This window comes from Pseudomonas sp. LB3P58, from assembly GCF_054897895.1.
The window spans coordinates 443726-454700 of the sequence record NZ_JBUBVE010000001.1 but is presented as its reverse complement, the minus strand read 5'-3'; the positions used below and the strand labels follow the sequence as shown (position 1 = coordinate 454700).

The window sequence follows — 10975 nt, the reverse complement described above, 5'->3', positions numbered from 1 at the left end:
AAGCTCGCTCCCACAGGGGTTAAGCGTAGTGGCTTGTATTCGGATGCACCGGCAACACCACCAACGCCTCCAACCCGCCCTTCGATCGATTGCGCAGTGTCAGCTCGCCGCCGTGTTCCAGCACAATCGCCCGCGCCGCCGATAACCCCAAACCAACGCCCCCCGTGCTTTTGTTTCGTGAGCCTTCCATTCTGAAGAACGGTGCAAAAACCTGTTCAAGGCTGGCATCCGGAATACCTGGCCCACGATCCAGTACGTTGATCCTCACCTCCCCGGCTCCGGGGATCAGTTCAATCCCCGGCTCACTCCCGTATTTGATCGCGTTATCCAGCAGATTGGTCATCACCCGTTTAAGCCCCAACGGTCGCCCGAAATACACCCACCGCAGCGGTCCACTGAAAGCAATCTCGACACCCTGATCCCGGTAATCATCCAGCAACGTTTGCAGCAGTTCCGCCAGATCAAACTGGGTCGCCGGCTCAAGCCGGGCATCATCACGAAAGAACTCCAACGCCGAGTTGATCATCGCCTGCATTTCATCCACATCACGAAACAAGCGTTGCTGTTGCTCGCTGTCTTCGATGAATTCGCCCCGCAAGCGCATCCGCGTCAGGGGCGCGCGCAGGTCGTGGGAGATGGCGGCGAGCATTTGTGTGCGGTCGCGGATGAAGTGCTGCAACTGGGCCTGCATAGCGTTGAACGCGAGAATTGCCTGGCGGATTTCCTGTGGGCCCAGCGGTTCGATGGGCGGTGCACGGAAGTCCACGCCGAAGCGTCGGGCACCTTCGGCAAAGTGCTGCAAAGGTGTGGCGAGGCGCCGGGTGGCGATCAGCGCGACCAGGGCGGTGGAGATCAGCACCAGCAGGATCACGATCAGGTAGCGTGGCGTTTCGTCGAGGCCCCAACTGCGCGAGGGCGCGGAGAACATCAGCCATGTCGAATCCGATAGCTCTATCAGCAGCGCGTAATGCGCGTCCGCCGTGTGCTCCGTCCAGTCGGCCGGTTCATAGGCTTCGATGCGCCGGTCAGGGGCTCTGAGCATCGGCTGCAGGATGGTCGAGCCGATGTCGGACTTCGGATCTTCCACGGTCGGCAGATTGAGATCGTGCCGGTCCGGGTGCCAACTGACAGTGAAGCCGTTCTCGCCGGCAGCTTGCGCCAATGAATCGCGCAGAGGCGCCGGCGCGGCCTCGATGACGCGGCTGATGGCGGCGGCTTTTTCCAACAGGCCGGTTTCGGTCAGTGGTGGGCGCGCCCACACGCCGGCCAGTTGGATAAACAGCCCGTTGAGTGCCAATGAAATGAGCATGGCCAGGATGATCGTCAACGCTATCCAGCGCGCCACGGTATCCCGGCGAATCCGCCTCAGCCAGCTCATCGCCGCGTCACGCTGGGCGTGAACAGGTAACCGCCATTGCGCACGGTGCGGATCATCGCCGGGCGCTTGGTGTCGGACTCGAGTTTGCGTCGCAGGCGGCTGACTTGAACGTCGATGCTGCGATCGAACGCCTCGTGACAATGCCCGCGCGCCAGGTCCAGCAATTGCTCGCGGGTGAGAATGCGCTGCGGGTGTTCGACGAAGACCAGCAGCAGGTCAAACTCACCGGCCGACAATGGAATCATCACGTTGTCCGGCGAACGCAGTTCTCGACGGGTGACGTCGAGGTGCCAGTCGGCAAAGTCGATCAGCGGCCGTGGCCGTTCCTGCGATACCGGACGGCGCTCGTCCACCCGACGCAGTACGGCGCGCACGCGGGCCAGCAGTTCACGAGCGTCGAAGGGTTTGGTCAGGTAATCATCGGCGCCCAGTTCCAGGCCGACGACCCGGTCGCTGAGTTCACCCATGGCGGTGAGCATAATCACCGGAATGGAGTGTCGAATCCGCAGTTGCTGGCACAGGATCAGCCCGCTGTCCCCGGGCAACATCACGTCAAGAATGATCAGGTCTGGCGGCTGTCGGTCGATGGCCGTCCACAGCGACGGGCCGTCGGTGGCGACTTCGACGCTGTAGCCGTGCTGCACGAAGAATTTTTTCAGTAGATCGAGGACTTCAAGGTCGTCGTCCACAATTAAAAGGCTGTTCACCGAAGGTCACTTAAGGGGCGAATGGAACCGTCATCTAAAACCATTCACGGCAGCGCGTCATATATTTCAATCCTGCAATAAAGCGTCAGCGCCGCAATAAACCAGACATCTTTGCGCAAGGCTTGGGGCTCAGCATCTCGGCGAATTCTTCCCGAGACTTGCGTCCATGTTGCCTTTCAAGTGTGCTCCCTGGCTGACCCGCAACACCTCGATTGCCGTGCTAACCGCCGGGTTGGCGGGTTGCAGCAGTCAGCCGCCGTCCACCGATGTGAGTTGCGCCGACATCGCCTATTCGGTGTACGACCCGGCGGAACCGTTCAATCGTGGGGTCTTCGCGTTAAATCGGGTGGTCGATGACTATGCCCTGGCGCCGGTCGCTCGCGGCTATCGCTACTCGCCGGACTTTTTCCAGACCGGTGTGCATAACTTTGTGGCGAACTTCGGCGAGCCCAAGGTTTTCATCAATGACCTGCTGCAAGGCAACCCGATGCGCTCGGTCAATACGCTGGGGCGTTTCGTGCTGAACACCACGGTCGGCGTGGTGGGCTTGATCGACGTCTCCGGCATGGCCGGTATCCCGCGTCACGACGCAGATTTCGGCCAGACGTTTGGCGTATGGGGCATCGGCAACGGGCCGATCGTCGAGTTGCCTTTGCTCGGCACGTCCAACAGCCGCGACGCCGTCGGCCGCGTGCTCGGTTTTGTGGTCGATCCGTTTGGCAGCAACAGCGACACCGTGGACACGCTGTCCACTATCAGTACGGTCGGCGGCTTCGTCGATGGCCGCGCAGAAGCCTTACCGCTGACCGACAGCCTGCAAAAACTGCCGGACTACTACAGCGCGTTACGTAACGTGGTCGCCGAGCATCGTGCCGCCTACGTGGCCGATGGCAAACAAGGCTCGGCGCAGACAACCAAACCTCAATGTACAGGAGCTCCGGCCGATGGTTTCTGAAGGCAATAGCCTGATGCTGCAGCAACGGGTCATCCAGCACGACCCGACCACTCTGCACTGCCGGGAAATTACCCTGCGCCTGTCAGCGGACTGTCGCCATCTGGTGCTCAGCCGCTACACCGAACACTATGGCCCGGCGCTGGTGCGATGGATCGAGCGTAGCCACACGGTATCCGTGACAGAGCTGTTTCGCTGGCTCGTGGCCAATGGCGAGACGGATGTCATGAAGGCGGACAGCGAGCCGTTGCCTTGACTGCCGGATTCGAGCCCGTTGCGTTTCATTGACGTCAGCTGCGTTATCATTCCGCGCTTCTCTGTTCCAAGAACCCGGATGTCCATGTCTTTGCCGCTGCCTGACGATCACCAATCCCTGCCCCCTGTCCTGGTCGGGCCGCTGCTGCGGCGTCTGGAGCCCACGCGGCTGGTGATGTGGCTGGTGGGGTCGCGGGCGTTGACGCTGACGTTGCGTCTGCAAGATCGCGACGCTATCCACCTCGACGCGAGTCAGTGCACGGTCATTGCGGTGGGCACCCAGGCCTTTGTTCATTTGATCGATGTGTCGCTGGACGCCACCCTGCCCTGCGACACGTTAATCGAATACGACCTGCTGATTGACGACGCTGGCACAGGCATCGCCGATTGGGCCCCGCACTTGCTGTACGGCGACGCCCGTTGCCCAAACTTCGTCCTGCGTAAACGGGCCGATCATCTGCTGCACGGTTCTTGCCGCAAACCTCACCATCCGGCCCCGGACGGTTTGCTGTGCGTCGATCGTTTGCTGGAGGCGGAGCCGGACGCACACAAACGTCCGGCGCTGTTGATGATGAGCGGCGATCAGGTTTATGCCGACGATGTCGCGGGGCCGATGCTGCGAGCCATCCATGCCTTGATCAAGCGCTTGGGGCTGTTCGAAGAGCACCTCGAAGGCGCGGTGGTCAGCGACAGCGCCAAGCTCTACGAGCACCCCGCCAGCTACTACCATCGTGCGGATTTGTTACCGGCGCTGGAGAGTAACGAAACCCTGCGCGAGCGATTTTTCGGCGGGGCGCGTAAGCCGATTTTCACCAGCAGCAGTGCCGACAACCATCTGGTGACGTTCGCCGAAGTCATGGCCATGTACCTGCTGGTCTGGTCGCCAACACCCTGGACATTGATCGCCCCGCAACCACCGGCACTGACGCCTGCAAGACGTGAGCGTTATGCGCTTGAGCAGACGCGCATCGATGGCTTCAAGGCCGGTCTGGGAGGCGTCGCCCGAGCACTCGCTCACCTGCCGTGCCTGATGATTTTCGACGACCACGATATTACCGATGACTGGAATCTTTCCGCGCAATGGGAGGAAACGGCCTACGGCCATCCGTTCTCCAGGCGCATCATCGGCAACGCACTGATTGCTTATATGCTGTGCCAGGGCTGGGGCAACAACCCGGACGCGTTTGGCGCTGTGCTGAAGAAGGCCGGCGGATTGAGCGCGACCGGGCATGACCGCTACCTCGACAGTGACATTCAGGACAGGTTGATTGACGAACTGCTGAGATTTCAGAACTGGCATTACGTGCTGCCCACCAGCCCGGCCATCGTCGTGCTCGACACCCGCACCCGACGCTGGCGCAGCGAGATGAACCTCAAGCAGCCCTCGGGTCTACTGGACTGGGAAGCCCTCAGCGAACTGCAACAGGAACTGCTCGATCACCCTTCAGCCATCATCGTTTCGCCGGCGCCGATCTTCGGCGTCAAACTGATCGAAACCGTGCAGCGCGTTTTCAGTTGGTGCGGTTATCCCCTGCTGGTGGACGCCGAAAACTGGATGGCCCATCGCGGTGCGGCCCAGGTGATCCTGAACATTTTCCGACACTCGCGCACACCCGGTAATTACGTGGTGCTGTCGGGCGATGTGCATTATTCCTTCGTCTACGAAGTACTGATCCGACACCGCAAGGCCGGCCCGCGCATCTGGCAGATCACCAGCAGTGGCATCAAAAACGAATTCCCTACCGCGCTGCTCGAGTGGTTCGACCGCCTCAACCGCTGGCTCTACTCGCCCCGCTCGCCGCTCAACTGGCTGACCAAACGCCGGCGCATGCGCATTGTTCCCCATGTCCCGGAACATGCTGAAGCAGGTGAACGACTGTGGAATTCGGCGGGGATCGGGCAGGTGTTCTTTAATGAAAAAGGACAGCCGCAGGAGATCTATCAGCACAACTCAAACGGTTTGCCGAAGACGCGGATGGTTGCGCCTGAGAATGACGACTGAAGGCTGATCGTTCACACGTTCTGTTCGGATTACGGCTCCCTTACATGATCGGTGTCGCTCATGAACTTCACCCGAACCCTGATCATCGGCAACTCCGGTTCTGGCAAAAGCTGGCTGGCCGAACGAATGGCCGAGCACCTGCAAGTGCCGTGGGTCGATCTCGATTCGATTCACTGGTTGTCCGACGAACACAGCATCGCCCGCCCCCGTGCCGAGGCGTTGGGCATGGCACGGGTGGTGGCCAGTGAAGAGCGCTGGGTTATCGAAGGCGTTTACGGCTGGATCATCAGCGAACTCTTGCCCCGGGCGACAGCACTGATCTGGCTGTGTGTTGAAGATGAGGAATGTGTTTCCAATATTCGTCAGCGAGAGGCGCAGCGGGACAAGAGTGACGAGTTATTGATTGCGTTGCTCGACTGGGCCGGCAGCTATCGTACGCGCGAAGAGTCCAGTGGGTTTGCCGCGCATCAGCGTCTGTTCGAAGGGTTTGGCGGTTCGAAACGGCAACTCGTGAGCCGAGCGAAAATGAATGATTTTATCCATTCTCCACCCCGCACCTGGCGCATTTGAGCGCTGGGGATGGCGTGTTAATCGGATCGGGATTACATCGATCACGGAAACGTCTTGAAAAATCATCGGCGATACTCAGTACAAACGTAGATGCATCGTCTGCGTAACGACCACTCGTAGGTATCACCTTGTCATCCTGTACTCATTTCTGTACGTTCTTTGCATTGAGCGAGGACTACAACATGCAAACCATCAACTACACCACAGCACGTGCACACCTTGCAGAAACCATGGATCGGGTTAATGAAGACCGCGCTCCACTGTTGGTCACTCGCCAGAAAGGCGAACCCGTGGTGATGATGTCTCTGGCGGAGTACAACGCCCTCGAAGAGACAGCCTATCTACTTCGCTCCCCTGCTAATGCTGAACGCTTGATCAAATCGATCGGCAACCTGCGGGCAGGGAAAACAAAAACCAAGCAACTCATCGAAGAATGAATATTGAGTTCACTCCTGAAGGTTGGGAAGACTATCTGTGGTTCCAACAAAACGATAAAGCAGGTCTCAAGCGAATCAACCTGCTGATCAAATCAATCCAGCGCGAGCCGTTCGATGGACTCGGAAAACCTGAACCGCTCAAATACAACTTGAGCGGCTTCTGGTCGCGGCGGATTACAGCTGAGCATCGCTTGGTCTATGCAGTCGAGGACGGTGAAATACGCATCGTGATGTGTAGATACCACTACTGAGATAAGTCTCAGGCCGCGCTCAGTGCCCGGCAAACCCCTCTGACAATCATCTCCACTTCCCGCTCATCAATCGTCAGCGGTGGCAGCAAGCGAACGGTCTTGCCCCGTGTCACGTTGATCAGCAAGCCGTGATCCCGTGCGGCGATTAGGGTCAGGTCGCGAATCGGTTGTTTGAGTTCGATGCCAATCATTAAACCCTGACCGCGGATCGCCATTACGTTCGGGGCGTCCGCCAATTCGATGCGCAACCTGGCCAGCAGACGCTCGCCCTGAAGTTTGGCGTTTTCCCGCAGCCCTTGTTCTTCGATGATCTCCAGTACGGTGCAACCGACCCGGCAAGCCAGTGGATTGCCGCCGAAGGTGCTGCCGTGACTGCCGGGGGTGAAGAGGTCGGCGGCTTTGCCCCGGGCCAGGCAGGCGCCGATGGGAATGCCGTTGCCCAGGCCTTTGGCCAGGGTCATGACGTCCGGAACGATGCCTTCGTGCTGAAAAGCAAACCACTGGCCGGTGCGGCCGATGCCGGTCTGGATTTCGTCAAGCATCAGCAGCCACGAGCGCCGAGTGCAGAGTTCGCGAATGGCTTTCAGGTAACCGGGCGGGGCCATTTGGACACCGCTTTCACCCTGAATCGGTTCCATCAGGATCGCCACGATGCGCGGGCCGTGGGCTTGCTGCACCTTGTCCAGCGCCTTGAGGTCGCCGAATGGCACTTTGACGAAGTCCCCCGGCAACTCGTTGAAGCCCAGGCGCACGGCCGGGCCATCACTGGCGGACAAGGTGCCCAGGGTGCGGCCGTGAAAGGCGTTTTCCATGACCACCACCAGCGGTTGTTCAATGCCTTTTTGCCAGCCATACAACCGAGCGAGTTTCAGCGCCGTCTCGTTGGCTTCGGCACCGGAGTTGTTGAAGAACGCTCGCTCCATGCCCGCCAGTTGCGTCAGTTTCTGCGCCAGCCGCTGTTGCCAGTCGATGCTGTAAAGATTGGAGGTGTGCAACAGCAGCCCGGCCTGCTCACTGATGGCCGAGACAATTTTCGGATGGGAGTGACCGACGTTGGTCACTGCCACGCCCGCCACCGCGTCCAGGTATTCACGACCAGCCTGATCCCACAGGCGTGTGCCCAGTCCCTTGCTGAAACTCAAGGCCAAGGGTTGGTAAGTGGTCATCAGGCAGGCGGCGGTCATGACATCAAGCTCCATCAATGGTCGGTGTTTTTGCAGTATGGTTAGCCACCTGAACTAGATAAACGCTGCAACACTTCAATCATTTTAAAGCTGGGCTTGATAATGGATTTGTTCCAGGCAATGACCGTTTACGTCAAAGTGGTGGAAACCGGCAGCATGACCGCCGCCGCGTTGCAGTGCGAAATGTCCACCACTATGGTCGGCAATCACCTGCGAGCGTTGGAGCGACGCCTGGGTGTGCGCCTGCTCCACCGTACGACGCGACGCCAGCGGTTAACGGAATTCGGTACCGCCTATTACCAGCGTTGCCTCGAAGTACTGGGGCTGGTGGCGGATTCCGAACGGCTGGCCGAGCAGGCCCTCGACGAGCCGAGCGGCACCTTGCGCATCACCGCACCGCTGACGTTCGGCACTGAAAAACTGGCACCCGCCCTGAGTGAATTCGCCCTGCTGTGTCCACGCGTCAAATTGGATGTGGTCCTCACCAATCGCCGTCCGGACCTGCTCGAAAACGGTTTCGACGTGGCGTTTCGCCTGGGCAATACCGAGGAGGCCCACCTGATCGCCCGTCCACTCCTCGACTACAGCCTGACCATGTGTGCATCACCGGAGTACCTGGCGCGCAAAGGCACACCGCAGAAACCTGATGATCTGCAACACCACGACTGTCTATCCTTTGCCTATCCGGCCGGGGATGACTGGCAGTCGGTGGAAAAAAATTGGCGCCTGACCGGTCCCGAGGGCGAAGTGGCGGTAGCGGTTAATGGACCGATGTTGATCAACAGTTCGGCAGGACTGCATCAAGCGGCGCGAACCGGCATGGGCATCGTGGTGTTGCCTGATGCGTTGATGGAGCAAGATCTCAAGGACGGAAAACTGGTGGCATTGATGCAGAATTACCTGCCGCCAAGCCGACCGATGAACCTGATGTATGCCCAGGATCGCTACCGTTTGCCAAAACTGCGTAGTTTCGTCGACTTTGCCTTGCAGAGATGGGGCAAGCACTAGCCGGCTGAATACGCCATCGACTAATCTCCTCGACAGGCGGGTCACTTAGATTTCAGGGCGGCAGGGAGTGCGGAGATGGGTGAAGCGTCGAATATCGAGCCGTTGAAGTTCAATCTGTCGGATTTGAACGAAGACATGCTGCACACCATTCTGGAGCTGGTCAGCGACGGCATCTGGGACTGGAACGCCAACACCGGGTTCGTCTATCGCAACCCCGGGTGGTACGAGATGCTCGGCTACCCGCCTCATTCCCTGGATAACAACGTGTTGACCTGGGAAAACGTGATCCATCCCGACGATTACCAGCAGGTCATGGCACTGTTCGACGACTACCTGAGCCAACGAGCCCCCGGCTATCAGGCCGAGTATCGCTGCCGCATGCAGGATGGCAGCTACACCTGGATCGAAGACCGTGGCTACGTACTGGCACGCAATGCCGACGGCTCGGTGGCGCGGATGGTCGGCGCGCACCGCAGCATCCAAGACAAGAAGCGCCTGTACGAAGCGCTTGAACGGCGCAACCAATCCCTTGAAGCGATCGTTGAAGAACGCACCCGAGAGTTGTCTCGCGTCAATCAGCAACTGCAAATCCAACTCGAAGAAAACCGAAAACTGGCGGAAACCGACACACTGACCTCAATCGCCAATCGCTATCTTCTGGAAAAAGCCCTGCCCCAGGAATGCGAACGCGCCCAGCGCTTTCGACAACCGCTGTCGCTGATTGCGATGGACATCGACGACTTCAAGAACATCAACGATCATTATGGCCACGCGCTGGGCGATGCGGCATTGGTGCAGGTGATCGATAGCGTGAAGCACTGCGTACGCGAGGGCGATCTGCTCGCGCGTTGGGGCGGCGACGAGTTCATCCTGATCCTTCCCAATACACCACTCGCCGATGCCCGGGCCCTCGCCGAACGTATCCGCCATGGCCTTGCAAGCCTGCTGCCAGTGGGGGACTTTCAAGTGACCATGAGTTTTGGCGTGGTTCAGCGCTTTGACGAAGAACAACAGACCGGGTTGCTGGCCAGGGCCGACCAGGCGCTGTATCGGTCGAAGATCGCGGGCAAGAATGTGATTTCCGGATGAATGACACCTTTCATGTCCGCGATGTACTGCCCTCGGAAGTAGAGTCCATACGCCTTTTTCTGGGGCAAAACGGATGGGCTCACCGCACAGGTTCTGCTGAACATTTTGCGCAGTTGATCGCTAACTCCCAACGCAACGCCGTTGCTATGAAGGCCTCCCAAATTATCGGTTTTGCCCGAGGCATCACGGACGGCCTATCAAACGGTTATCTGTCGATGGTCGTTGTCTGTGGACAACATCGACGTGAGGGTGTCGGGCGCGCGCTGGTTGAGCATGTCATGGGCGAGAACACCGACATGACCTGGGTTCTGCGAGCAGGCCGGGAAGGTGCTTCGGATTTCTTTTCAAGCCTGGGTTTTGAAACGTCGACCATTGCGATGGAGCGTCCGCGCGGTAAATAGCCAACTCGCCATTCACATCCCCGCCTTCACCAATACCGGTTTCTCCTGATACCGATCCGGATAAAGCTTTTTCAGCTGCGCGACCTTCGGTAGATCGTTGATCACAATGTAGGGATAGGTCGGGTGCTCGGTCAGAAAGTCCTGATGTTCCTCCTCGGCCGGGTAGAAACCGTTGTAGGTCTCCAGCTTGGTGACAATGGGTTTGTTGAACGAACGAGCAGTGTCCAGCTGGGCGATGTAGGCCTGGGCGATACGTTGCTGATCGCTGTTTTCCGGGAAAAGCGCCGAGCGATATTGAGTGCCGCTGTCAGGTCCCTGACGGTTGAGTTCGGTAGGGTTATGAGCCACCGAGAAGTAGATTTGCAGCAAGCTGCCGTAGCTGACCTGACGGGGGTCGAAGGTGACTTCGACGGATTCCGCATGACCGGTATCGCCACCGCTGACCCGCTCGTACTGAGCCGTGTTGGCTGCACCGCCGGCGTAACCCGAGACCGCTTTCTTCACCCCTTTGACATGTTGGAACACGCCTTGGACGCCCCAGAAGCAACCGCCGGCAAACACTGCGGTTTCGTTGTGGGCCTGGGTGGTTTCGTCGAGGGTGGGGGGAGGAATGATGACCGCGTCTTCTGCCGCACCGAAAGAGAACGCCAGGCACTGGCCGATGACGCCGGCAGCGGCCAGGCCGAACAGGGTGCGGCGCCAGGTGAATAGGGTTTTCATGAGGCTGATTCCTGAATGAAT

At 59.1% G+C, this 10975-nt stretch carries 13 protein-coding genes; 9 read left to right on the top strand and 4 right to left on the bottom strand.

Annotated features, from left to right (window positions below; genetic code table 11):
- Positions 1-19: 19 nt before the first annotated feature.
- Both ACYZTZ_RS02055 and ACYZTZ_RS02050 read right to left on the bottom strand, forming a co-directional pair.
- Positions 20-1378 carry a sensor histidine kinase gene (locus ACYZTZ_RS02055; protein ID WP_461997067.1) on the bottom strand — a complete coding sequence of 453 codons (1359 nt, stop codon included), beginning with the start codon at positions 1376-1378 and terminating at the stop codon, positions 20-22.
- Positions 1375-2085: a response regulator gene (locus ACYZTZ_RS02050; protein ID WP_461997066.1), complete on the bottom strand. Its 711-nt coding sequence runs from the start codon at positions 2083-2085 to the stop codon at positions 1375-1377. The genes ACYZTZ_RS02055 and ACYZTZ_RS02050 overlap by 4 nt, the downstream gene beginning before the upstream one ends.
- Before the next feature lie 166 nt (positions 2086-2251).
- On the opposite strand from ACYZTZ_RS02050, the gene ACYZTZ_RS02045 reads away from it, so the two are divergent.
- The 6 genes from ACYZTZ_RS02045 to ACYZTZ_RS02020 all read left to right on the top strand — a co-directional run bounded on the left by ACYZTZ_RS02045 (position 2252) and on the right by ACYZTZ_RS02020 (position 6552).
- Positions 2252-3040 carry an MlaA family lipoprotein gene (locus ACYZTZ_RS02045; RefSeq protein ID WP_461997065.1) on the top strand — a complete coding sequence of 263 codons (789 nt, stop codon included), beginning with the start codon at positions 2252-2254 and terminating at the stop codon, positions 3038-3040.
- A complete protein-coding gene (locus tag ACYZTZ_RS02040) occupies positions 3030-3293 on the top strand; it encodes a hypothetical protein (protein WP_461997064.1) in 264 nt (87 codons plus the stop codon). The genes ACYZTZ_RS02045 and ACYZTZ_RS02040 overlap by 11 nt, the downstream gene beginning before the upstream one ends.
- Positions 3294-3371: 78 nt before the next feature.
- Positions 3372-5294 carry an alkaline phosphatase D family protein gene (locus tag ACYZTZ_RS02035; RefSeq protein WP_461997063.1) on the top strand — a complete coding sequence of 641 codons (1923 nt, stop codon included), beginning with the start codon at positions 3372-3374 and terminating at the stop codon, positions 5292-5294.
- 60 nt (positions 5295-5354) lie between these two features.
- Positions 5355-5864: a P-loop NTPase family protein gene (locus ACYZTZ_RS02030; RefSeq protein ID WP_461997062.1), complete on the top strand. Its 510-nt coding sequence runs from the start codon at positions 5355-5357 to the stop codon at positions 5862-5864.
- A 182-nt stretch (positions 5865-6046) separates the two neighbouring features.
- Positions 6047-6301: a type II toxin-antitoxin system prevent-host-death family antitoxin gene (locus tag ACYZTZ_RS02025; RefSeq protein ID WP_461997061.1), complete on the top strand. Its 255-nt coding sequence runs from the start codon at positions 6047-6049 to the stop codon at positions 6299-6301.
- Positions 6298-6552, top strand: coding sequence for a Txe/YoeB family addiction module toxin (locus tag ACYZTZ_RS02020; RefSeq protein ID WP_140683793.1), 255 nt, complete (start codon positions 6298-6300; stop codon positions 6550-6552). The genes ACYZTZ_RS02025 and ACYZTZ_RS02020 overlap by 4 nt, the downstream gene beginning before the upstream one ends.
- An 8-nt stretch (positions 6553-6560) precedes the next feature.
- Here ACYZTZ_RS02020 and ACYZTZ_RS02015 read toward each other — a convergent pair whose 3' ends face one another.
- Positions 6561-7736 carry an acetylornithine/succinylornithine family transaminase gene (locus ACYZTZ_RS02015; protein WP_461997060.1) on the bottom strand — a complete coding sequence of 392 codons (1176 nt, stop codon included), beginning with the start codon at positions 7734-7736 and terminating at the stop codon, positions 6561-6563.
- A 102-nt stretch (positions 7737-7838) separates the two neighbouring features.
- On the opposite strand from ACYZTZ_RS02015, the gene ACYZTZ_RS02010 reads away from it, so the two are divergent.
- The 3 genes from ACYZTZ_RS02010 (at position 7839) to ACYZTZ_RS02000 (ending at position 10234) form a co-directional block, all read left to right on the top strand.
- Positions 7839-8744, top strand: a complete 906-nt coding sequence (locus ACYZTZ_RS02010; RefSeq protein WP_461997059.1) for a LysR family transcriptional regulator — start codon at positions 7839-7841, stop codon at positions 8742-8744.
- 75 nt (positions 8745-8819) lie between these two features.
- Positions 8820-9833 carry a sensor domain-containing diguanylate cyclase gene (locus tag ACYZTZ_RS02005; protein WP_461997058.1) on the top strand — a complete coding sequence of 338 codons (1014 nt, stop codon included), beginning with the start codon at positions 8820-8822 and terminating at the stop codon, positions 9831-9833.
- Entirely contained in the window at positions 9830-10234 is a 405-nt protein-coding gene (locus ACYZTZ_RS02000; protein ID WP_461997057.1) for a GNAT family N-acetyltransferase, read from the top strand. Before ACYZTZ_RS02005 ends, ACYZTZ_RS02000 begins: the two co-directional genes overlap by 4 nt.
- Positions 10235-10246: 12 nt before the next feature.
- Here ACYZTZ_RS02000 and msrA read toward each other — a convergent pair whose 3' ends face one another.
- A complete protein-coding gene (msrA, locus tag ACYZTZ_RS01995; RefSeq protein WP_461997056.1) occupies positions 10247-10954 on the bottom strand; it encodes a peptide-methionine (S)-S-oxide reductase MsrA in 708 nt (235 codons plus the stop codon).
- Positions 10955-10975 lie beyond the last annotated feature (21 nt).

Coding starts and splice junctions, on each gene's coding strand:
- ACYZTZ_RS02015 (WP_461997060.1), bottom strand. CDS start 7,736: ATGACCGCCGCCTGCCTGATGACCACTTACCAACCCTTGGCCTTGAGT.
- ACYZTZ_RS02055 (WP_461997067.1), bottom strand. CDS start 1,378: ATGAGCTGGCTGAGGCGGATTCGCCGGGATACCGTGGCGCGCTGGATA.
- ACYZTZ_RS02025 (WP_461997061.1), top strand. CDS start 6,047: ATGCAAACCATCAACTACACCACAGCACGTGCACACCTTGCAGAAACC.
- ACYZTZ_RS02010 (WP_461997059.1), top strand. CDS start 7,839: ATGGATTTGTTCCAGGCAATGACCGTTTACGTCAAAGTGGTGGAAACC.
- ACYZTZ_RS02035 (WP_461997063.1), top strand. CDS start 3,372: ATGTCCATGTCTTTGCCGCTGCCTGACGATCACCAATCCCTGCCCCCT.
- msrA (WP_461997056.1), bottom strand. CDS start 10,954: ATGAAAACCCTATTCACCTGGCGCCGCACCCTGTTCGGCCTGGCCGCT.
- ACYZTZ_RS02045 (WP_461997065.1), top strand. CDS start 2,252: ATGTTGCCTTTCAAGTGTGCTCCCTGGCTGACCCGCAACACCTCGATT.
- ACYZTZ_RS02020 (WP_140683793.1), top strand. CDS start 6,298: ATGAATATTGAGTTCACTCCTGAAGGTTGGGAAGACTATCTGTGGTTC.
- ACYZTZ_RS02000 (WP_461997057.1), top strand. CDS start 9,830: ATGAATGACACCTTTCATGTCCGCGATGTACTGCCCTCGGAAGTAGAG.
- ACYZTZ_RS02005 (WP_461997058.1), top strand. CDS start 8,820: ATGGGTGAAGCGTCGAATATCGAGCCGTTGAAGTTCAATCTGTCGGAT.
- ACYZTZ_RS02030 (WP_461997062.1), top strand. CDS start 5,355: ATGAACTTCACCCGAACCCTGATCATCGGCAACTCCGGTTCTGGCAAA.
- ACYZTZ_RS02040 (WP_461997064.1), top strand. CDS start 3,030: ATGGTTTCTGAAGGCAATAGCCTGATGCTGCAGCAACGGGTCATCCAG.